Genomic DNA, 21,595 nt, shown 5'->3' with positions numbered 1-21,595 from the left:
TCCGTACGCGAACTCGGCCAGACCGTCGTCATGGTCACCCACGACCCCGTCGCCGCCTCCTACGCCGACCGCGTCGTCTTCCTCGCCGACGGCCGCATCGTCGACGAACTCCTCGCCCCCACCGCCGACACCGTCCTGGACCGCATGCGCCGCTTCGACGCCAAGGGCCGAACCAGCTGAGGCGACACCCAGCCAGGGCTCGACAGCCCGGCCACCCGCTCCACCGAAGCCACCCGTCCCACGAGCAACCCCAGGACTGACACCTCCTCATGTTCCGCACCGCACTACGCAACGTGCTGGCCCACAAGGGCCGCCTACTGATGACGGCGCTGGCCGTCATGCTCGGCACCGCCTTCGTGGCCGGTACGCTCGTCTTCACCGACACGCTCGGCAGCGCGCTCAGGTCCCAGAACTCCAAGAGCTACACCGACATCACCGTCACGGTCAGCGACCGGGAGGCCGTCGGCCGCGCCTACGACCACGGCAGCAGGGCCCACAACGGCCCGACCCTCACCGAGGACACCCGCAAGGCCGTCGCGGCGCTGCCCGGCGTGGCCGACGTGCGCGGGGTGGTCAGCGGCTTCGCCGGCATCGCCGACAAGAAGGGCGCGCTGATCGGCAACGGCTTCTCCACCACCGGCACCAACTACGTGCCGGGCGCCGACGGCACCGACCAGCGCTACCCGCTGGTCGAGGGGCGCGGCCCGAAGAACGCCACCGAGATCGCACTGGACGCCAAGACCGCCGAGAAGGGCGGCTACAAGGTCGGCGACACCGTCCGGGTAGCCGTCAACGGCCCGGTGATGGAGCTCAAGCTCACCGGCACCCTGCGCACCAACGACCCGCGTGTGGTGGCCGGCGGCTCGCTGGCCGCGTTCGACAGCGCCACCGCCCAGCAGCTCTATCTGAGCCCGGGCCGCTTCGGCGGGCTGGACGTCAAGGCCAAGCCCGGCACCGACGACTCCGCGCTGCTCGCCGCCGTCAAGCAGACCGTCCCGCACGGCGACAACCTCGACGCCAGGACCGGCCGCGAACTGGCCGACGAGCAGGACCGGATGATCCAGCAGGGCACCAAGGGCATGAGCACCGCCCTGCTGGTCTTCGCGGGCATCGCGCTCTTCGTCGGCATCTTCATCATCGCCAACACCTTCACCATGCTGGTCGCCCAGCGCACCAAGGAGCTGGCCCTGCTGCGCGCCATCGGCGCCAGCCGCAAGCAGATCACCCGCTCCGTCAAGATCGAGGCGGCGCTGGTCGGCCTGACCGCGTCGGTGGCCGGTCTGGTGGCCGGCATCGGCATCGCCGCCGGATTCAAGGCGCTGCTCAACGGCCCGATGGACGCCAACCTGCCGGACGGCCCGCTGATCGTCGCACCGACCACGGTGGTCGCCGCGATCGCGGTCGGCGTGCTGGTGACGCTGCTGGCCGCCTGGCTGCCCGCCCGCCGGGCCTCCCGGATCGCGCCGGTGGCGGCGATGAGCTCGGCCGAGCAGCCCGCCACCCAGAAGAGCCTGGTGGTCCGCAACACCATCGGCCTGCTGTTCGCCCTGGCCGGCGTGGCCGCGCTGGTCGCGGGTGCGTCGAGCAAGGAGGTCAAGCTGGTCGGGGCCGGCGCGGGCGCGCTGCTGATCGGCGTGTTCGTGCTGACCCCGCTGCTGTCGCGGCCGCTGATCGCACTGTTCGCCCCGCTGCTGCGCGGGTTGTACGGCACCCCGGGCCGGCTGGCCAAGGAGAACGCGATCCGCAACCCGCGCCGCACCGCCGCCACCGCCTCGGCGCTGACCATCGGCGTCACCCTGATCACCGCGCTGACCGTGGTCGGTGCCTCGGTGAACAAGGCCGTGGACAAGGCGACCGCGAGCGACCTCAAGGCCGACTTCACGGTCACCATGCAGAACTTCTCGATGCTCTCCCCCGAGGTCGCCGCCCAGATCGCCAAGGCGCCCGGCGTCAGCGCGATGAGCGTGGAGCGCACCGTCCCGGTGACAATCGGCGCGAACGGCGCGGACAGCTCGCACGGCGCAGACGGCGCGGACGGCGCGGACACCGAGTGGCTGACGGCGGTGGACGGCGCGACCATCGACCAGCTGGCCACCGTCAAGGTCAAGGAGGGCGCCGCGGACGCCCTCAAGCAGGGCAAGATGCTGGTCAACTCCGGCTCCTCCGGGCGCACCCGCTACAAGGTCGGCGACACGCTTGCCGTCACCTACCCGGACGGCACCAAGGGCTCGCTGACCGTCGGCGGCGTGCTGGAGTCCAGCACCTCGCTGACCGGGATCGTCGCCCCCGACGCCGTCGTCGGCCCGCACGCGGCACCCGGCACCGGTCCGAACCGGGTCCTGGTGAAGGGCACCGACGGTCCGACCGGGAAGCTGAAGCAGGCGCTGCGCGACGCGACCGGTGGCAACCCGCTGATCGCCGTCAAGGGCGAGAAGGACATCAAGGCGGAGAACCGCCAGATCGTCACCGGCATCCTGAACATGATGTACGGGCTGCTCGGGATGTCCGTGGTGATCGCGGTGCTCGGCGTCGTCAACACCATGGCGATGTCGGTCTTCGAGCGCCGCCGGGAGATCGGCATGCTGCGGGCGATCGGCCTGGACCGGCTCGGCATCCGCCGGATGGTCCGGCTGGAGTCTCTGCTGATCGCGCTGTTCGGCGGGCTGGTCGGCGTCGTCCTCGGCATCGTGGTCGCCTGGGCAGGCCTGCGCACCCTGGCGGACACCTTCAAGGGCATCACCACCGAGGTGCCACCGCTGCAGATCCTCGGCTTCCTGCTGGCGGCCGCCGTGGTCGGCCTGGTGGCCGCCCTCTGGCCCGCCTACAAGGCTGCGAAGATGGACATCCTGGGCGCCATCAAGAGCGAGTAGCGCGGCTGGTACGGAGCCCCGGACGGTACGCCGTCCGGGGCTCCGGTGCGTCACGGACCAGTGCGGCGACGGTTCGTCGGGGGCGTGTGCGAGCATCGGTGCGCAGGATCGGTGCGTCGCGAGGGGGTTGGCCATGGAGTCGAGCCGGATCACGGGCGAGGGCCCGGACGGCCGCCAGCACGTCATGCGGATCACCCGGGGCTACGGCGACGTCCGTCACGTGAAGTGCGAGACCTGCGGCTACCGCAGGCAGGCCGTGTTCTCCGCCCGGGCCAAGGCCGAGGAGCACCTGTCGTCCGACCACGGCGCGGACGGGTTCCGGCAGGAGTTCAGCCCGGCGCCGATCATCCTCGGGGTCATCGGGTTCATCGTATTCGTCATCGGCCTGGCGGTGCTGCGCCCCGGCCACTGACCAGTGCGCGGCACGCACGCGACCGCCCCGCGCGGCGGGTGCCGGGCGGGGCGGGCTACGGGGAAATGCTGGGTCAGGCGGCCGACTTGGCGGTGACCGGCAGGGCGGGCTTGGCCTTGTTGCCGCCGAACAGGTTGAAGAAGACGGCCAGGGTCGGCAGCAGGTAGAGCAGCCAGACCACCAGCTGCAGCACCGTCGGGTCCGGCTGGAAGTTGAACACGCCCTTCAGCAGGGTGCCGTACCAGCTGTCCTTGGGGATGGTGCTGGAGATGTCGAAGGCCAGGCTGTGCAGGCCGGGCAGCCAGCCGGCCTCCTGCAGGTCGTGCACGCCGTAGGCGAGCACGCCGGCCGCGACCACGACCAGCATCGCGCCGGTCCAGGTGAAGAACTTCGCCAGGTTGATCTTCAGCGCGCCCCGGTAGAACAGCCAGCCGAGCACCACCGAGGTGAGCAGGCCGAGCGCGGCGCCGACCAGCGGGTTCCAGCCGTCGTCGGTGGCCTGTACCGCCGACCAGATGAACAGCGCGGTCTCCAGGCCCTCGCGGCCGACCGCCAGGAAGGAGGTGACCACCAGGGCCGTCGTGCCCATCGCGATCGCCGCGTCCAGCTTGCCGTGCAGCTCGGTCTTCAGGTGCCGGGCGGTGCGCCGCATCCAGAACACCATCCAGGTCACCAGCCCGACCGAGATGATCGACAGCGAACCGCCGAGCGCCTCCTGGGCCTCGAAGGTCAGCTGCGAGGAGCCGAACTGCAGCACCGCGCCGAAGACCATCGAGAGCACCACGGCCGAGCCGACGCCGAGCCACACCGGCGGCAGCTTGTCCCGGCGGTCGGTCTTGACCAGGTAGGCGATCAGGATGCAGACGACCAGGCTGGCTTCGAGGCCTTCGCGCAGGCCGATCAGGTAGTTGCCGAACACGGCTGACTCCTCAGGGTGGTAGGGGCGGGTGACATCAGCCGAACAGGGCCTGGCCCCACCACTCCCCCGGCTTGCGCACGCCCGCCGGGCAGGCGAAGTGGGCGGAGCCGACGTGCTGGATGTACTCGTTGAGCTTGTCCGAGCCCGCGAGCCGCTGCTGTAGCGGCACGAAGGCCTTGCGGGTGTCCCGCTGGTAGGCGAGGAAGAACAGCCCGGCGTCCAGACGGCCGAGGCCGTCGGTGCCGTCGGTGAAGGAGAAGCCGCGGCGCAGGATCATCAGGCCGTTGTTGGCGTCCGGGTGGGCCAGGGCGACGTGCGAGGTCGCGGGCATCGCCTTGAGGTCGGGGGCGTCGTGCTCCTTGGCCCTGCCGTAGGGGGCTCCCTCGCCCTTGGTGCGGCCGAAGGTGTCCTCCTGCTCCTTGAGCGAGGTGCGGTCCCAGGTCTCGATGTGCATCCGGATCCGCCTGGCCACCAGGTAGGAGCCGCCGGTCATCCACTCCGGGCCGTCGCCGGGGACGGCCCAGACGTGCTCGGAGAGCTTCGCGGTGTCGGTGCCCGCGATGTTGTGGGTGCCGTCCTTGAACCCCATCAGGTTGCGCGGGGTCTGCGCGTCCGGCGTGGTGGAGGAGGTCTTGCCGAAGCCCAGCTGGGACCAGCGGATGCTGACGGTGCCCATGCCGATCCGGGCGAGGTTGCGGATCGCGTGCACGGCGACCTGCGGATCGTCGGCGCAGGCCTGGACGCAGATGTCGCCGCCGCTGCGCAGCGGGTCGAGCTTGTCGCCCTTGAAGTTCGGCAGGTCGATCAGGGCCTCGGGGCGCCGGGCCTTGAGGCCGAAGCGGTCGGTGCCGTCCTTCTCGAACAGGCCGGGCCCGAAGCCGACGGTGAGGGTGAGCCGGGAGGCGGGCAGGCCCATGGCCTCGCCGGTGTCGTCCGGCGGTGCCTCGGGCAGGCCGCTCGCCGCGCCGGTCCCGACCTCGCGGCCGCCGGTCATCGCGGCGGCCGCCTTGGTCCACTCCTTGAGCAGCTTGACCAGGGATTCCCGGGTGGCCGTCTCGGAGACGTCGAAGGCCGCGAAGTGCAGCCGGTCCTGGACCGGGGTGGCGATGCCCGACTGGTGCTCGCCGTAGAAGGGCACCTCGGCGCCGGTGGCCGTGCCCGGCGCGGGGGCCGGCTCGTCGTCCTGCCGGCTGGCGGCGGCGACCGAGCCGACGGCGGCGGCGCCGAGCGCGACGCCCGCGCCGGCCCAGCCGATGACGGCGCGTCGGCTGACCGCGCCCCGGTTGTCTGTGGCGGCAGCGGCCGGCGTGCCGTTCCGCTTCTCGTTCTCGGCGTCCATCGGCGGGCTGGCCCTTCTCACTCTTGCTGAACTGCGTTGTCGCTGGATCGCCGGGGCCACGGCCCCGGCGCGGGGGAACTGCTACCGGCGGCCGGTCACTTGACGACCACGGCGGCGGCCAGCTTCGACAGCGGCTCGCCCAGCGAGTTGACCGCGTCGGAGAAGGTCTTGCGCTCGGCGTCGGCGACCTTGTCGTAGGGGGTGAAGGTGCCGTCGGCCTGCTTGTACTTGGCGAGCAGGACGTTGATCGCGGCGAACTCGGAGTCGAGGGTCTTGGCCAGCTCCGGGTCCTTCTCGGCGGCGACCGGCTTCAGCAGCTCGTAGGCCTTCTGGGCACCCTCGACGTTGGCCTGGAAGTCGGCCAGGTCGGTGTGGCTGTAGCGGTCCTCCTCGCCGGTGATCTTGTTGGTGGCGACCTCGTCCAGGAGTTCCTTGGCGCCGTTGGCCATGCTGGTCGCGGTGATCTCGGCGGAGGGGATCTTCTGCTGCCAGTCCTTGAGGTCGTTGACCAACTGGTCGGCGAGCTTCTTCTCGTCGTCGCCGATCCTGGCGTCGGCCCACAGGGCCTTCTCCAGCCGGTGCCAGCCGGTCCACTGCTGGCCCTGCTCCAGCTTGTCCTCGCGGGTGTCGGTCTTGGGGTCGACGTCCCCGAAGCTCTCGGCGACCGGCTCGGTGCGCTCCCAGCCGGTGCGCGAGGGAGCGTACAGCGACTTGGCCTTCGCCAGGTCGCCGGCCTTGATCGCGTCGGCGAAGGCCTGGACGGCCGGGACGGTGGCGTCGGCCTGCTCCTGGGCGTACGTGCGGTAGGCGTCGACGGCGGCAGCCAGGCGCGGGTCGGCGGGGGCGGAGCTGCCGCCCTCGCCGGTCACGGTGATCTTCTGCCGGATGCCGTCACCGACCATGCCGGGCTTGCAGGCGACCTCGTAGGAGCCGGCCTTGATCTCGGCGTTGATGGTGGCCTTGGTGCCGGGGCCGATGTTCTCGCGCTCGGTGACGATCTTGTCGCCGGCGGCGTAGACGTAGACCTCGGTGGTCTTGGAGCCCTTGTTGCTGATGTCCAGGACCACGTGGCCGGCCGGGAAGCTGGTCCTGGAGACCTCGCAGGCGGTGTCGGTGGCGTTCACCTTGACCGCGTCCGCACCGCCCGCCTTGTCGTCCTTCTTCGACGCGCAGCCGGCCAGGGTGGCGGTCGCCACGGCGAGGGTGAGCAGCACGGCTGCGGTGGAACGGCGGCGGGCGGGCATGGGGGCTCCAACGGAAAAGGGCATGGGGGTGCCAAGGCCGGGTAAAGCACCGGCCAGGCCGGCGCCTCCTTTTTAGCTAAGGCATACCTTACGTAAGAAGTCTTTACCGTTGATACCCGCCCCCCTCGAACCCCGCTCGAAGCGTTACCTCCCCGGGGTGCGGCGGGCGGCGGCACGGGCCGTCCAGCGGCCCTCGTGACGGGAGATCCGGATCGGGTGGCCGAAGGTCTCGCTGATCAGCCCGGTGGTCATCACCTCGTCCACCGGCCCGGCCGCCACGCACTCCCCGGCGCGCAGCAGCAGGGCGTGGGTGGTGCTCTCCGGCAGTTCCTCCAGGTGGTGGGTGACCAGCACGCTGGCCAGCTCGGGGTGCTGGTGGCGCAGCAGGTCCAGGCTGTCCAGGAGCAGTTCGCGGGCGGTCAGGTCCAGCCCGGTGGCGGGTTCGTCGAGCAGCAGCAGCCGGGGGCTGGGCATCAGGGCACGGGCGATCAGGGCCCGGCCCCGCTCGCCCTGGGAGAGGGTGGCCCACGGGGCCTCGGCCATCGCGGTCATGCCGAGCGTCTCGATCAGCCGCTCGGCCCGCTGCACCGCCTCGGGGGCGGGCTTGCGGTGCCACTCCGGCTCGATGGTGTTGGTGTGCCCGGTGAGCACCACCTCGCGCACGGTCAGCGGCGAGTGCAGCGGGTGGCGCGGGTTGACGTGCCCGAGGTGGGCGCGCAGTTCGCGGATGTCCACCCGGCCGAGCCGGCGGCCGAGCACGTCCACCGTGCCCCGAGTGGGGTGGGAGACCGCGCCGAGCAGGGCGAGCAGGGTGGACTTGCCCGCGCCGTTGGGGCCGAGCAACGCCCAGTGCTCGCCGGGCTGGATCTCCAGGGTGATCCCGCGCAGCAGGTGGCGGCCGTCGCGCACGACGTCCACGTCGTGGGTGCGCAGCAGCGGGCCGTCGAAGGACGCGCTCATGTTCCAGATCTCCGATCGCGGTGCCGGGCAGGTACGGGCGGGGGCGCCGCACCGGACGGGCCGGCGCCGACCGTCCGTGCGCACCGTACAGCCGTCGGCCGGACCGGACCCCGGCCGTCCAAGCCGTGGACGCGCCAGAACCCTCTTGCGCGCGGGGAGTTGGGAGGAGGATTGTGCTCTTCCTTGGGGGAGAAAGGGGAGGCTCGATGACCACGGACGACTCGATGACCACGGACACCGACCGGGCGGCCACCACGCTGCACGGGCTGGTCGAGCACCAGACGCGCCGGGCCCCGCAGGCGGTGGCGGTGCGCTGCGGCGACACCGAGCTGACGTACCGGGAGCTGGACGCGCGGGCCGGGCGGCTGGCCGCCCACCTGGCACGGAGCGGGCTGGCCCCGGGCGGCCGGGCGGCAGTCGCGCTGGGGCGGGGCACCGAGGTGTTCGTCGCGATGCTGGCGGTGCTGAAGGCGGGCGCCGCGTTCGTGCCGCTGGAGCCGACCGCGCCCGACGCGCTGCTGCGGCACGTGCTGGCCGACGCCGCGCCCGAGCTGGTGCTGACCGAGGAGCGGCACCGGGTCCGATTGTCGGACGCGGGCGGGGCGCAGCCGGTCTGCGTCGACACCCTCGCGTTACCGGACGGGGAGTTCGAGTGCCCCGAGGTCGCCCCGGGCGACCTCGCCTGCGTCTTCTACACCTCCGGCTCCACCGGCCTGCCCACCGGCGCGCTGATCGAGCACCGCAACCTGCTGGCCGCGTACGCGGGTTGGCGCGAGGTGTACGGGCTCACGCCCGAGGACCGGATCCTGCAGACGGCGAGCCTGGAGTTCGACGTCTTCACGGCCGACTGGGTCCGCGCGCTGGGCACCGGCGCGACCCTGGTGGTCACCCCGTTCAACCTCACCCTGGACCGCACCGCCGACCTCGCCGCCCTGCCCGCCCTGGTGGCGGAGGAGCGGATCACCGTCATGGAGCTGAACGTCCGCACCGCGCGCCGCCTCACCGCCCTGCTGAGCGCGACCGGCGGCTCGCTGCCCGGGGTGCGGCTGCTCACCGTGGGCGCCGAGAAGTGGTACCTGGACGAGCAGTTGGGCCTGCAGCGGCTGCTCGGCGACGGCACCCGGGTGCTGAACGTCTACGGACTGGCCGAGGCCACCGTGGACAGCACCTACTTCGACGTGCGCGGCGCGGCCGCCGCCGAGGGCGCCGAGCGGGTCTCGCTGGTCGGCCGCCCCTTCCCCGGCACCCGGGTGTACGTGCTGGGGCCGCACGCCACCCCGGTGGCGCCCGGGCGGGTCGGCGAGATCGCGATCGCGGGCGGCGGCCTGAGCCGCGGCTACCTCAACCGGCCGGTGGACACCGCCCGCCGCTTCGTCCGGGCGGACTTCGACCCGGACGGGCGGGTGCTGCTGACCGGCGACCTCGGGCTGCTCCGGGCGGACGGCGTCCTGGAGTTCGTCGGCCGGGCGTCGACCGTGGTCGGGCCGCTGGGCGCGGACCGGGCGACCTCGGTGGCCACCCGGGTCAGGGCGGCGGCCCGCGCGGAGGGCGCGCTGCGCGCGCACCCGGCGGTGCAGGAGGCGGCCGTCGTCGAGGTGGAGCCCCGACCCGGGCAGCGGCAGCTGGTCGGCTACGCGGTGCCCGCCCAGGGGGCGCCGGAGGGGGTGGACGGCTGGTCGCTCACCCAGTACCTGCTGACCGAGCTCAAGGGCTTCTCAGTGCCGGCCGCCGTGATCTGCGTCCCGGAGCTGCCGCGCACCCGGGCCGGGAAGCTGGACCGCTCCAAGTTGCCGCTGCCGGCGCCGCCGGAGCACACCGGGCCGCGTTCGGCCAAGGCGGGCGGCAGCAGGAAAGGCGGCGGCAAGGCCGGGGGCGGCGGTTCGGGGTCGGACGCGCTGGGCTGTCTGGCGGGCTTCATCGTGGTGTTCGGTGCGCTCTTCGCCTGGCTCTTCACCCGTGTGTTCTTCAAGGGCGCGACGGACCTCTGGGCGGTGCCCGACGGCTACCACTTCTGGTTCTCGCTGCTCTACCTCTGCGAGAACCTGGCCTTCGGCGCCGGGATGGCCTTCCTCTTCCTCGGCTTGCCGGCGATCCTCCGGCAGGGCCGGTCGTACCGGCTGTCCCTGCTGACCTACTTCTCGGTCTTCTGGCTGCTCGCCTCCTGGTGGCCGCAGGACAACCTCTACCGGCTTACCGCCGCCACCGACTGGACCCGCGAGGCCGTGCTGGTCTACGTGTTCAACATCCCGCTGATGCTGGCCGCGGTGGTGGTCGTGACCTTCCTGCTGCGGAAGCCGAAGACCCCGAAGAAGTAGGTCTCAGCGCAGCGCTTCGAACATCCCGGTCAGCGCGTGGTTGGCCGCCGTGAGCAGCGCCTGCGCGGCGTCCAGCGCCTCGGCGTCCGGCCCGGCCAGGGCGAGGCCGACGGCGGGCTCCGGGTCGTGACCCGCCGTCGGGATCAGCGGCAGCAGGGTGACGCCGAGCCGGGCGCAGCGCGGGCGCAGCCGGTCGAGGTGGTCGTACAGCGCCTCGGGGGCCAGCCGGGCGCCGAGCGGCATCGCGTCCAGGGTGCGGACCAGGTGGCCGTGGCCGCGCACCCGGTCGAGGCGTTCGCGCAGCATGAAGGCGATCGCGGGGCCGGTGAGCCGCAGGTTGATCTCGGTGGGGGCGAGCCGGCGCTGCCGGTCGGTGACGAAGTCGACGTCGTACCAGCCGCGGTAGCCGTCGGCGGCCAGCCGCTCCCCCACCGCGAGGGCGAAGCCGCGGGCCGTCTCGGCGGCGGCCCGGGGCACCGCGCCAGGACCGACGGTGGCGCCCTGGTAGCGGGTGCCGGCCACCTCCATGGCGCCCGCGCCGACCGGGTGGACGGTGCCGTCCGGGCCGATCACGGCGTCGTAGGTGAGGTCGCGCAACCGGGCGGCCGGGCCCGCGTCGACGTACTCCTCCAACAGCAACTCGCCTTGGGACGGCAGGATTTCGGAGCGGACCAGGCGGCGCAGCAGGGCGCCTCCACCTCCGGCGGCGAAGAGCTCGGCGGGTTCGACCACGATCGTGCCGTAGCCGCCGACGCCGTGCGGGCTCTTCAGCACGGTGGTCAGGCCCCGGGCGGCGCGGGCGGTCAGCCTCCTCGCCGCCCGGCGGCGGCCGCCCGGGCGTTCCTGCGCCGGGACGGTGATCCCGGGGTGCCCGGGCGCGAGGGCGGCGAACAGCTCGTGGGCGGCGGCCTTGGACTCGTACCGGCGGACGGCGGCCAGCTCGGGCCCGTCCTCGTCCTCTGGCGTTCGGCCCCAACGGACCACCGGGTGGCCGGAGTCGGCGATCCGCGCGGCCAGGGCGGGCCGGTCGGCGAGCGCCTCGGCCACCGTCCGGCCGACCGCCACCCCGCTGTGCAGTTCGACCGGGCCCCAGGCCAACTCCCGGGCCAGCCGGTCGATCCACTCCCGGTCCACCTCGGCGGGCAGCACCAGCAGCGCCGGTTCCGGGCTGTAGCAGGCGGCCAGGCAGGCGTAGTGGTGCGCCTGCCGCAGCCGCCGGGCGCGCTGGGCCGCGTCCATGCCGGGCACGAAGAACTGCGCGTTGAAGTCCGCGACGTTGCCGATGTGGACCGCCGCCCGCCCGCCGGTCCAGGCCCCCACCCATCCGTCCATGGAGTGAGAGCCTAGAGCTTCAGAGCGCCAACAGCCCTGCCTCGGTGGGCCGTGGACCACACGCGCCGCTGGTAGTCGATCGTCACGACGGCAGCGTAGACCGCTTGTTAACTTCCGATCATTTTTGATTGGACAAGGACACAACTTGGCAAAGTTATGACCTTTCCTCTAGCTCAATCTGACTGATCGCCGTCAATCTCTGTCGCAGCTCTTTTCCCTGCAGCTACCCCCACTGGAGTCAGAGTGAGCCCCACCTCCTCTTCCCGCCGTGCCCGCACGGCGGGAGCCGTCGCGGTCGTCGCCGCCCTCGCCGCCGTCGCGATCCCCGCCACCACGGCCTCCGCCGCCCCCGGCACGCGCGAGGCCGCGATAGCCCAGGCCCGCGCCAACGTCACCCGCAACGCGGGGGTGTTCGGCTTCGGCGCCGGCCAGGACCTCGTGCTCAAGGACGTCGTGCTCGACGCCGACGGCGCCTCCCACGTCCGCTTCGACCGCACCTACCAGGGCCTGCCGGTGGTCGGCGGTGACCTGGTGGTCCACCAGGACGCCCGCGGCAAGCTCAAGGACACCTCCCGCGCGGCCGCCCACGACGCCGCCGTGAAGTCCACCGTCCCCAAGGTGCCCGCCCAGGCCGGCGCCGCCGAGGGGCTGGCCGCCGCCCCCGGCGTCCAGGACGCCGTCAGCACCCCCGAACTGGTGGTCTGGGCCGCCGACGGCACCCCGCGCCTCGCCTGGCGCACCGTCGTCGAGGGCACCGGCCCGCACGGGGAGCCCGCCGGCAAGGTGGTCGTCACCGACGCCACCACGGGCGGGCAGATCGAGTCCTACGACGCCGAACACCAGGCCTCCGGCACCGGGAACTCGGAGTACACCGGCCAGGTCACCCTCGGCACCACCCCGGTCAGCGGCGGCTACACCCTCACCGACCCGGTCCGCGGCCACGTCACCAAGGACGCCGGCAACCTCTCCGCCGGCTCGGTCAAGGCGAGCTCCGGCACCGCCTTCACCAGTACCACCAACGTCTGGGGCGACGGGAAGAAGTTCTCCACCGACCGCGCCACCGCCGCCGTCGACGCCCACGCCAACACCGCCTGGACGTACGACTACTACAAGAACGTCCACGGCCGGAACGGCATCAAGAACGACGGCAAGGGCGCCACCGTCTTCGTCCACGTCGGCACCAACTGGGACAACGCCCAGTGGTCCGACAGCTGCTTCTGCATGATGACCGGCGACGGCAACGGCACCACCGACCCCGAGCAGGTCGACCTCGACACCATGGGCCACGAGATGACCCACGGCGTCACCAGCGCCACCGCCAACCTGCGCTACAGCGGCGAGTCCGGCGGCCTCAACGAGTCCACCAGCGACATCTTCGGCACCATGGTGGAGTGGTACGCCAACAACAAGATCGACACCGGCGACTACCTCTTCAGCGACCAGTCCACCCCGCCGTGGCTGCGCCGCTTCGACAAGCCCTCGCTGGACGGCCGCTCGGCGGACTGCTGGAGCAGCTCGGTCGGCAAACTCGACGTCCACAACTCCTCGGGCGTCGGCAACCACTGGTTCTACCTCGCCAGCGAGGGCAGCGGCAGCAAGACCATCAACGGCGTCACCTACAACAGCCCCACCTGCAACAACTCCACGGTGGCCGGCATCGGAAACCAGAAGGTCGCCAAGATCTGGTACCGCGCGCTGACCGTCTACATGACCTCGACGACGACCTACAAGGGCGCCCGGGCCGCCTCGCTCAACGCCGCCCGCGACCTGTACGGCGCCGGCAGCGCCGAGTACGGCGCGGTCGCCGCGGCCTGGAGTGCGGTCAACGTCAACTGAGGCCCCGCGCTCAGCTGTCGAACCCCACGTGGACGTGGTCGTGGTGGGTGTCGTCGGTGAAGAACTGGTTGCCGACCCCCTCGATCACCACCGGCCCGCCCACGTTGTACGAACCGGCGGCGGCCGCGTCCCGCATGAAGGACTCGACCAGCTGCCGGGGCGTGGCCGGGTCCACCACCGCCCGACCGTCGATCCGCCACACGTCGAAGGCCCGGCCCAGCGGATGGTCGCTGGGCCGGGTCGTCCCGAAGACGTCCAGCGGATGGCCGCTGCGCACCACGCTCACCGAGAGCGAGTACGGGCCGGCCAGCCGCAGCATCGCCGCGAGCACGCTGTCGTGGACGGCGCCGCTGCGCAGGTCGGCCGCCGCCGCGGGCGGCAGCTCGATCCTCGGCTCGGCGAACACCCTGGCCACCACCGGGGCGGGCGAGGCGGCGGCCGGGCCCGGCTCCCCCGGGTGCAGCGCGGTGACGGCCCAGCGCGGCTCGGCCCGGCTCAGCCGCACGTCCACGGTGGTGCCGCCCCCGACCACCGAACCGTCGGCGCCCCTGGTCCACTGGCGGCAGACCACCAGCACGCTCGCCGAGTCGGCCAGGATCCCGCCGTACTGGGCGTCGATCACCTCCAGGCTCGCCTCGGCCGCCGCCGGGGCGAGCGGCCCGGCCTGGTCCGCCAGCCCGGGCGGCAGCCCCAGCGCCGCCACCCGGGCCCGGGCCGCCTCCGCGCCCTGCCCTCCGGGCGGCCAGGCCCCGAGCGCGGCCACCAGCTCGACGGCGCGGCGCTTGACGTCGGGCTGGATCTCGCCGGGGCCGGGCTGCCAGAGCGGCGGGTTGGGCAGCGGGGTCGGCGTCGGCATCCCGGCCACGCTCGGCGTCGGCGCCTTGGTCGGCGCCGTACCCGAACTCGTCGCCGGAGCCTGTGGTTTGGCCCCGCTCGCACACCCCGCCGCACCCAGCAGCACCGCCGCCGCACCCGCCCGCAGCACCTCGCGCCGCCCAGTGCCCCGGCCACCGTCTCCGCACGTCATGCGGTCAGTATGCGACCGGAGGTCCGGCCGGGGGCGCCGACATCAGCCCAGACGGCGGATCGGCTCACCCGCGAGGAACGCCGCGATGTCCTCCACCGCCTCGCCGTAGTACCGCCGGTAGTTGTCCCGCGAGACGTACCCCAGGTGCGGAGTGGCGAGCAGCCGGGGCGCGGTGCGCAGCGGGTGGTCGGCGGGCAGCGGCTCGATGTCGAAGACATCCACCCCGGCGCCAGCGATCCGGCCCTCGGTGAGCGCGGCGAGCAGCGCGTCCTGGTCGACGATCGCCGCCCGGGAGGTGTTGACCAGGTAGGCCTCGGGCTTCATCAGGGCGAGTTCGGCGGCGCCGATCAGCGCCCGGGTGCCCTCGTTCGAGGCGAGGTGGAGGGAGACGAAGTCGCTCTCGCGCAGCAGCTGTTCCTTGTCGGCCGCCCGGCGCACGCCGGCCTCGGCCGCCCGCTGGTCCGTCAGGTTCCGGCTCCAGGCGACGACGTCCATCCCGAAGGCCAGCCCGACCTTGGCCACCAGCGCGCCGATCCGCCCGAGGCCGAGCACCCCGAGCACCCGTCCGTGCAGGTCGGCGCCGACGGTGCTCTGCCAGGGTCCGGCTTCGCGCAGCGCGGTGTTCTCCTGGACGATGCCCCGGGCCAGGCCGAGCAGCAGCGCCCAGGTCAGTTCGACCGGCGGGGTTGCGGAGCTGGCGGTGCCGCAGACCGTCACGCCGTGTGCCTCGGCGCCCGCGTAGTCGATCACCGAGTTGCGCATGCCGGAGGCGATCAGCAGCTTGAGCTTCGGCAGCCGGGCGAACAGTGAAGCGGGGAAGGGCACGCGCTCGCGCAGGGTGACGATGATGTCGAAGTCGGCGAGCGCTGCGGCGAGTTCGTCCTCCGAGCCGTGGTGCTCGTGGAACGCCGTCACCGTGACCCGGTCGGCCACCGGGGACCAGTCGACGATGCTGGAGGCGACGTTCTGGAAGTCGTCGAGGACGGCGCAGCGGAGTGTCGGAAGCGTCATGACCTCAGCCTCGCAGACGGCTCCGCTGCTCCGGGGCGCCGGGTCCGGCGGTGGCCTGCCGTCCGACCGGCCGGGCTGTCTTCGGCGACTTCACGACGCGGTGGGCCCGGCGAACTCGGGGGGCCCAGCGGACCCGGGCGGCCGCAGCGACCAGCCGGCCCCGGTCCGCTCGATCCACCACGGCTCGCCGAGCCTGGCGTTCAACACGGTCATCGGGTGGTTCAGTTCACGCGGGTCGAGGATCACGGAGTAGACCTTCGCGAGGATCACGTACGGGTCGTGCGCCCCCTCGCCCAGCTCGATCAGGCCGCGCAGCAGCTTGGCGTCGGCGCGGGTGAGTCGGGCCTCGCGGCCGTCCACGGTGGCCAGCCGGGTGTCCAGGTCGAGGACGAGCCGACCGTCGAAGGCGGTCAGCGAGCCCTGCGGTTCCAGGACGAGGTCCGCCCAGTCGATCCCGTTGCCCGTCCCGTCCCCTCCCGTTCGTCGGGGCCATCCCGCTCCTACGGGCGCAGCCTAGCGGGCGCCGCCGAACTGCGCCCGGGCCTCGTTCCAACCCACCAGCTCCGCGGGCCGGTTGGTGATGACACCGTCCACCCCGGCGGCCTCCAGCGCCTTCCAGCGGGCCGGCTGGTCGACCGTCCAGACGTTGACCGCCACTCCGGCGGCGTGCAGGTCCTTGACCACCCCGGGGCGAGTGGCCAGCGCCTCGTCCGCCGGGTTGTAGGCGCTCAGGCCGAGGTCGCGGGCGGTGGCGACCGGGTCCGGGTCGAGGGTGGAGCGCAGCAGGCCGAGCGGCAGTTCGGGGGCCAGCTCGCGGGTGTGGCGCAGCGCCTCCTCCTGGAAGCTCTGGACGAAGACCCGGTCGGTCATGCCGTGCTCGCGCACGACCTGGACGATCCGGGCGACCTCGTCCCTGGTGTGCGGGCCCTTGATCTCCAGCAGCAGCCTGCCGCCCCGGTTGCGCAGGTCGTCCAACTGGGCGGCGAGCGTGGGCAGGCGGGTGCCCGCGTAGGAGGGGGCGAACCAGGAGCCGGCGTCCAGCGCGTCGAGCTGGGCGGCGGTCAGGTCGCGGATCCGGCCGGTGCCGTTGGTGGTGCGGTCCACGGTGTCGTCGTGCAGCACGTACGGGACGCCGTCCCTGCTCGGCTGGACGTCGTCCTCGATCCACTCGGCCCCGCCCCGGCGGGCCACCTCGTCCGAGACCAGGGTGTTCTCGGGGGCGGCGGAGGCGGCGCCGCGGTGGCCGAAGACGGTCATCGGCGTGCCCGTCGGGCGGATCCAGCGGGCGCCGGGCGTCACGGTGGGCGTCACGGCGGGCGCTCCGGTCACGGAGAGGCTGCCGAGGCCGGCCGCGAGCAGCGCGGCGGCCAGGCCGGTCGGGCGGCGACGGCGGTGGCGCTGACTGGATGTCATGTCCGGCACACTACGGGCCGCGGGCGGACCTTCCCCGACGGAACCGGCAACCGGCGGTGACGTTTCGTGGGTGAAGCAGCCATTCGGCCCCGGCGGTGCCGGCGGAGCCTACGGACCCAGCGGCGCCAACAGCGCCTCCGCCGAGGCCGTCCGGGCGTACAGCACCCAGCGCCCCGCGCGGTGGGCGCTCACCAGGCGCGCGTCCCGCAGCGCCGTCAGGTACTGCGACACGGCCGAGGGCGAAAGCCCCGTCCGCCGGGCCAGCTCGGTGGTCGAGGCCGGGGCGGCGAGCTCGGACAGCAGCAGGGCGCGGGAGCGGCCGAGCACCGCCGCCAGCGCCTCGGTGCCGGGCGCCGGCGCGGCGGCCGCCCAGAGACCGCCGATCCCGCGCGCCGGGTAGGCGAGCTGCGGCGGGTCCTGCCGACCTGACGAGTCCTGCAAATCTGACGGGTCCTGCGAGCCTGACGGGTCCTGTCGGCCGAGGCGGGTGTACAGGCCCGGGCCGGTGAAGGCGGACGGGATCAGCAGCAGGCCCGCCCCAGCCGCGCGCCGGGGCAGCGGACGGGTCCGGTGGCGCAGCCGCAGGGTGTCCTCCGTCCAGCGCAGCTCCGCGTGCAGGTCGTTCAGCACCCGCTCGGCCCCGTACTCGGCGGCCTGCCGGGCCCGGTGCAGCACGTCCGCGTCCAGCACCGCGCGGATCCTCGCCCAGTACGGCGCGAGCGCCAGCTCCCAGTACGCCTCGACCGCCTCGGTCACTCGGGCCAGCCCGGCCGCCGGATCGGCGTGCAGCGCCCGCAGCCGGTGCCCGATCCGGCCCTGTTCCGCCGCCAGCCGGTCCAGGTCGCGCCGGACCTGCCCGGCGGGGGTGGCCCGGATCGCGACGAGCTCCTCGGCCAGGGTGGGCGCGGGCCCGGCCGGGGCCGGGTTGATGAAGTCGGGTACGTAGCCGGTCGGCGGGACGAGCTCGGCGAGCAGCCCGGACGCCGGGCCGAGCGCCGCCAGCCGGGGCCGCACCTGCTCCGCCCAGGGCCGGTGGACGGCGTGCGGGAGGCCGGAGCCCAGCAGTCGCAGGCTCGGGCCGACCTCCCACATCGGCGAGACCGCGAAGCGCATCCGCGCCAGGTCCCCCGCCGTGAACAGCAGCTCCGCCGCCAACGCCCACCCCCGTGGATTCACACATGCTCGAATCAGTGGCGATCAGGCTAGTGCAGTCCCGATCATGACTGACATGACTTCCGACACCACCGTGACCGCCACCGCCTCCGGCACCTGGACCCTCGGCGACCGCGTCGTCCACCGGATCGGCTTCGGCTCGATGCGCCTGCCGCAGACCGGCCCCGCGCTCATGCCCGACGCGGCGCCGCGCGACCGCGAGCAGGCCCTGCGGGTGCTGCGCCGCGCGGTCGAGCTGGGCGTCAACCACATCGACACCGCCGCCTTCTACTTCTCCCCGTTGCGCTCCGCCAACGAGCTGATCAACCGGGCGCTCGCGCCCTACTCCGACGACCTCGTGATCGCCACCAAGGTCGGCCCCGCCCGCGGCATCGACGGCGAGTGGACCGAGCACGCCCGCACCCCCGAGCGGCTGCGCGCCCAGGTCGAGCAGAACCTGCGCCAACTCGGCCGGGACCACCTCGACCTGGTCAACCTGCGCATCCTCGGCACCGACTCGGTCGCCGAACGCTTCGGCACGCTCGCCGAGTTGCGCCAGGCCGGGCTGATCCGCCACCTCGGCCTGTCCAACGTCCACCCGCACCAGCTCGCCGAGGCCCAGGCGATCGCCCCCGTGGTCTGCGTCCAGAACCCGTACGGCATCGGCGCCTCGGCCGAACAGGACGCGCTGCTGCGACTCTGCGGCGACCAGGGCATCGCCTTCGTCCCCTTCTACGCCATCGCCGGCACCGGACGGGAGGGCGGCGCCGGCGAGACCGAACCCGCCCAGGTCCAGGAGGTGGCCCTGGCCCGCGGCATCAGCACCGCGCAGGTCCGCCTCGCCTGGACGCTGCACCGCGGCCCGCACGTCCTCGCCATCCCCGGCACCGGCGACGTGGCCCATCTGGAGGACAACATCGCCGCTGGCGCCGTCCAGCTGACGGCGGAGGAACTGGCCCTGCTGGATCAGGCCCACGCCGGCTGACCGGAACCATCGCCGGACCGGCTGCGTCGCTCCGTCACATCACCCGTCTTCGAGGAGCCCGCAGCATGCCCGACACCGCCACCCGCTACCTCTACCTCGCCCGCCACGGCGAAGCAGCCCCGGACGGCAGCGGCCTCACCGCCGCCGGCCGCCGCCAGGCCGTCCTCCTCGGCCGCCGGCTCGCCGACCGGCCGCTCACGGCGGTGCACCACGGCCCACTGCCCCGGGCCGCGCAGACCGCACGGCTGATCGGCGAGCAACTGGGCGGCGGGGTGGCGGTGTCGGCCTGCGCGGAGGCCGATGACTACGTCCCGCACCTGCCCCCGCGCAGTGAACTACCCGAGGACAGTGCCGAGTTCCTGCTGCGCTTCCTCGCCGACACCACGGCCGAGGAGGCCGCGCACGGCCGGGCCCTGGCTCTCCGGGCCGCCGCCCGGTTCACCGGCCCGGTCGAGGGGGCACAGGACCGGCACGAACTGGTCGTCACCCACGCCTTCCTGATCGGCTGGCTCGTCCGCCACACCCTCGACGCCCCCGCCTGGCGCTGGCTCGGCCTCAACGCGGCCAACGCCGCCCTCACCGTCCTCCGCTTCGCCCCCGGCCGACCCTCCTCGGTGCTCCTGCTCAACGACCAGGCCCACCTGCCGGAGGAGCTTCGCTGGACGGGCTTCCCGCCGGAGCTGCGGATCTGAGGCCCCGAGATCTGTGCGCCTGAGATCTGAGGGCCCGAGGTCCGGGCCCCGAGCCCGGAAGGGAGGGTCGACAAAAATATGCAGACCGGTCTACAGTCTCCGCCATGGGAGCCAAGGGCGAGGAGACCCGGGCCCGGCTGATCGCCGGCACCCGGGAGCTGATCGAGGAGCAGGGATACTTCGGCACGGGCCTCAACCAGGTCCTGGCCGCCACCGGCGCACCACGCGGCTCGCTCTACTTCCACTTCCCCGGCGGCAAGGACCAGTTGGTCGCCGCCGCGCTCGTCCAGGCCGGCCAGGAGGTCGCGGACCTGCTGACGACACTGGCCGCCGAGGGAGCCGACGCCGCCGCGCTCACCCAGCGCCTGACCGAAGTGTTCGCCGAGCGCCTGGCGCGCTCCGACTACACCAAGGGCTGCCCGATCGCGACCGTCGCCCTCGAAGTCGCCGGCACCAATGAGCCACTGCGCGCCGTCTGCGCCCAGGTGTACGAGAGCTGGCAGCACATCCTGGCCGAGCAGTTGGCGGCCGGGGGTTTCCGACCGGCCGAGGCCTCGACCGCCGCCGGCCAGGCACTGGCCCTGATGGAGGGCGCGGTCCTGCTGGCGTCGGTCAGGCGCAGTCGCGAGCCGCTGGACGACGCCCGGCACGCCGTCCTCCACCTCATCGGCGCGGAGAAGTCCCGCCGTCCGTAGGTTCGGGCATGCCGCCGTTCGGCAGCGGCTTGCCCATGCCCATATCCAAAAAATATGCAGACCGGTCTACAGATAGAGAGCGTCGATGCCGCCCACCCCTCCACCTCCGCGCACCCTCGTCCTGGGTGCCACCGGCTTCCTCGGTCGCTGGCTGCTCCTCGAACTCCTCGGCCAAGGCGGGGCCGTGGCCGCCGCCATCCGCGACACCGGACGCGACACCGCCCTGCGCGCGTGGCTGCGCGAGCACGGCGCCGACACCACCGCACTGACCACCGTCACCGCCGACCTCACCTATCCCGGCCTCGGCCTGTCCCCGGAGGACGACGCCCGTCTCACCGAGGTCCGCGACGTCCACAACCTCGCCGCCCACTACCAGTTCGGCCTCACCCGCGCCGAGGCCGAACCCACGAACGTCCGCGGCGCACTGCACACACTGCGCTGGTCCGCGACCCGGCCCCGGCTGCGGCGCCTGGTCCACCTCTCCGGCTACCGGGTCGGCCGCGACCCCCACCCCAGGTACCCGCTCGACCCCGGCGCCACCGCCGCCCTCTACACCCACCTCGGCGCGTACGAGGCATCCAAACAACTCGGCGACGCCGCTGTCCGCGTCACCGCGCCCGAGCTCGGCGTCCCCCTCACCACCGTCAACCCGAGCAGCGTCATCGGCCACTCAGCGACCGGCGAAGCGGGCCAGTACCTCGGCCTCGCCCAGCTGGTGCGCCAACTCCACCGCGGCCGCCTCCCCCTGCTGCCCGGCACCCGGCGCACCTTCCTGCCCGTCGTCACCGTCGACCACCTCGCCCGGTTCCTCGCCGCCGTCCCCGGCTACGACCGCGACCCCGTCGCGGCCCACACCGTCCTGGACCCCACCACCCCGTATCTCCCGGACCTGATCACCCTCCTCGCCACCCACCTCGGCGTCCGCCCACCCCGCGGCCTGATCCCCGTCCCCCTCGTCCGCCGCCTCCCACGCTTCCTCACGGGCGCCGACCCGGAGACCCTCACCTTTCTCTCTGAGGACCGCTACGACACCTCCTCCGCCGACCGTCTGGCCACCGCGGCCGGCCTCGCCCATCCACTCGTCGTCCCCGCCCTCCAGCGCTGGTCCACCCGGCTCGTCGCCGAGGCCTTCGGCGACGGCTGAAGCCGCACGGGAAGTCGGCGATCCCGACTTCCCGTGCCGCCGCCTCCGCTGAACCCACCGCATCACCACCGGCAGCCCGGCACCGGGCACAGCCGCCGGAGCCGGTCGGCTGCGCCCGGCACAGGGCCGCTGCCGCACCCGCGGGCCCTGGGGCGCGTCTCGAGATGCGCGAGCCACGCCGCGGCGGCCGCACGTACGTCCTGCGGACGATCACCGATCAGGCGGCACGGGCCCGCCGACCGCAGTCAG

General features: G+C 73.2%; 18 protein-coding genes and 1 pseudogene. 9 read left to right on the top strand and 10 right to left on the bottom strand.

Annotation, left to right across the window (positions count from 1 at the left end):
* The 3 genes and pseudogenes from ACFVWU_RS25510 to ACFVWU_RS25500 all read left to right on the top strand — a co-directional run.
* Window positions 1-180: pseudogene (locus ACFVWU_RS25510) on the top strand (ABC transporter ATP-binding protein); the annotation flags it as partial.
* An 89-nt stretch (window positions 181-269) separates the two neighbouring features.
* Window positions 270-2,870, top strand: coding sequence for an ABC transporter permease (locus ACFVWU_RS25505; protein WP_387625138.1), 2,601 nt, complete (start codon window positions 270-272; stop codon window positions 2,868-2,870).
* A gap of 133 nt (window positions 2,871-3,003) precedes the next feature.
* Window positions 3,004-3,282 carry a hypothetical protein gene (locus ACFVWU_RS25500; RefSeq protein ID WP_387625136.1) on the top strand — a complete coding sequence of 93 codons (279 nt, stop codon included), beginning with the start codon at window positions 3,004-3,006 and terminating at the stop codon, window positions 3,280-3,282.
* Between the two features lie 73 nt (window positions 3,283-3,355).
* Here ACFVWU_RS25500 and efeU read toward each other — a convergent pair whose 3' ends face one another.
* From efeU to ACFVWU_RS25480, 4 genes are all read right to left on the bottom strand, one after another.
* The gene (gene efeU, locus ACFVWU_RS25495; protein WP_387625134.1) at window positions 3,356-4,201 is read right to left on the bottom strand and encodes an iron uptake transporter permease EfeU; all 846 of its coding nucleotides are present in this window, start codon (window positions 4,199-4,201) and stop codon (window positions 3,356-3,358) included.
* A 34-nt stretch (window positions 4,202-4,235) separates the two neighbouring features.
* Window positions 4,236-5,540: an iron uptake transporter deferrochelatase/peroxidase subunit gene (gene efeB, locus ACFVWU_RS25490; protein WP_387625132.1), complete on the bottom strand. Its 1,305-nt coding sequence runs from the start codon at window positions 5,538-5,540 to the stop codon at window positions 4,236-4,238.
* 95 nt (window positions 5,541-5,635) lie between these two features.
* Window positions 5,636-6,784 (bottom strand): iron uptake system protein EfeO, encoded by a 1,149-nt coding sequence (efeO, locus tag ACFVWU_RS25485; protein WP_387625130.1) that lies wholly within the window; start codon window positions 6,782-6,784, stop codon window positions 5,636-5,638.
* 144 nt (window positions 6,785-6,928) lie between these two features.
* Window positions 6,929-7,744, bottom strand: a complete 816-nt coding sequence (locus tag ACFVWU_RS25480) for an ABC transporter ATP-binding protein (RefSeq protein ID WP_387625128.1) — start codon at window positions 7,742-7,744, stop codon at window positions 6,929-6,931.
* Between the two features lie 206 nt (window positions 7,745-7,950).
* Here ACFVWU_RS25480 and ACFVWU_RS25475 point away from each other — a divergent pair, with 206 nt between their 5' ends.
* A complete protein-coding gene (locus ACFVWU_RS25475; protein ID WP_387625126.1) occupies window positions 7,951-10,059 on the top strand; it encodes an amino acid adenylation domain-containing protein in 2,109 nt (702 codons plus the stop codon).
* Window positions 10,060-10,062: 3 nt separating this feature from the next.
* On the opposite strand, the gene ACFVWU_RS25470 is transcribed toward ACFVWU_RS25475, so the two are convergent.
* Window positions 10,063-11,391 carry a hypothetical protein gene (locus ACFVWU_RS25470; RefSeq protein ID WP_387625124.1) on the bottom strand — a complete coding sequence of 443 codons (1,329 nt, stop codon included), beginning with the start codon at window positions 11,389-11,391 and terminating at the stop codon, window positions 10,063-10,065.
* A 243-nt stretch (window positions 11,392-11,634) separates the two neighbouring features.
* Here ACFVWU_RS25470 and ACFVWU_RS25465 point away from each other — a divergent pair, with 243 nt between their 5' ends.
* Window positions 11,635-13,227: a M4 family metallopeptidase gene (locus ACFVWU_RS25465; protein ID WP_387625122.1), complete on the top strand. Its 1,593-nt coding sequence runs from the start codon at window positions 11,635-11,637 to the stop codon at window positions 13,225-13,227.
* A gap of 10 nt (window positions 13,228-13,237) precedes the next feature.
* Here the strand turns inward: ACFVWU_RS25465 and ACFVWU_RS25460 are convergent, their stop codons facing one another.
* From ACFVWU_RS25460 to ACFVWU_RS25440, 5 genes are all read right to left on the bottom strand, one after another.
* Window positions 13,238-14,254 carry a hypothetical protein gene (locus tag ACFVWU_RS25460; protein ID WP_387625120.1) on the bottom strand — a complete coding sequence of 339 codons (1,017 nt, stop codon included), beginning with the start codon at window positions 14,252-14,254 and terminating at the stop codon, window positions 13,238-13,240.
* Window positions 14,255-14,296: 42 nt separating this feature from the next.
* Complete coding sequence (locus tag ACFVWU_RS25455) at window positions 14,297-15,265, bottom strand: D-2-hydroxyacid dehydrogenase family protein (protein ID WP_387625118.1); 969 nt, start codon at window positions 15,263-15,265, stop codon at window positions 14,297-14,299.
* 90 nt (window positions 15,266-15,355) lie between these two features.
* Window positions 15,356-15,625: a hypothetical protein gene (locus tag ACFVWU_RS25450; RefSeq protein ID WP_387625116.1), complete on the bottom strand. Its 270-nt coding sequence runs from the start codon at window positions 15,623-15,625 to the stop codon at window positions 15,356-15,358.
* A gap of 153 nt (window positions 15,626-15,778) precedes the next feature.
* Window positions 15,779-16,678, bottom strand: a complete 900-nt coding sequence (locus ACFVWU_RS25445) for a glycerophosphodiester phosphodiesterase (RefSeq protein WP_387625114.1) — start codon at window positions 16,676-16,678, stop codon at window positions 15,779-15,781.
* A 108-nt stretch (window positions 16,679-16,786) separates the two neighbouring features.
* Window positions 16,787-17,833, bottom strand: coding sequence for an ArsR family transcriptional regulator (locus ACFVWU_RS25440; protein WP_387625112.1), 1,047 nt, complete (start codon window positions 17,831-17,833; stop codon window positions 16,787-16,789).
* A gap of 73 nt (window positions 17,834-17,906) precedes the next feature.
* On the opposite strand from ACFVWU_RS25440, the gene ACFVWU_RS25435 reads away from it, so the two are divergent.
* The 4 genes from ACFVWU_RS25435 (at window position 17,907) to ACFVWU_RS25420 (ending at window position 21,346) form a co-directional block, all read left to right on the top strand.
* Entirely contained in the window at window positions 17,907-18,815 is a 909-nt protein-coding gene (locus ACFVWU_RS25435; RefSeq protein WP_387625111.1) for an oxidoreductase, read from the top strand.
* A 65-nt stretch (window positions 18,816-18,880) separates the two neighbouring features.
* Window positions 18,881-19,507, top strand: coding sequence for a histidine phosphatase family protein (locus tag ACFVWU_RS25430; RefSeq protein WP_387625109.1), 627 nt, complete (start codon window positions 18,881-18,883; stop codon window positions 19,505-19,507).
* Window positions 19,508-19,611: 104 nt separating this feature from the next.
* Window positions 19,612-20,202, top strand: a complete 591-nt coding sequence (locus ACFVWU_RS25425) for a TetR/AcrR family transcriptional regulator (protein ID WP_387625107.1) — start codon at window positions 19,612-19,614, stop codon at window positions 20,200-20,202.
* Between the two features lie 85 nt (window positions 20,203-20,287).
* Window positions 20,288-21,346, top strand: coding sequence for an SDR family oxidoreductase (locus ACFVWU_RS25420; RefSeq protein ID WP_387625105.1), 1,059 nt, complete (start codon window positions 20,288-20,290; stop codon window positions 21,344-21,346).
* Window positions 21,347-21,595: the final 249 nt, after the last annotated feature.

This window comes from Kitasatospora sp. NPDC058190 (genome assembly GCF_042883685.1).
Taxonomy (GTDB): Bacteria; Actinomycetota; Actinomycetes; order Streptomycetales; family Streptomycetaceae; genus Kitasatospora.
Note: the sequence above shows the minus strand (reverse complement) of the source record. Positions and strands in the feature narration are given on the sequence as shown.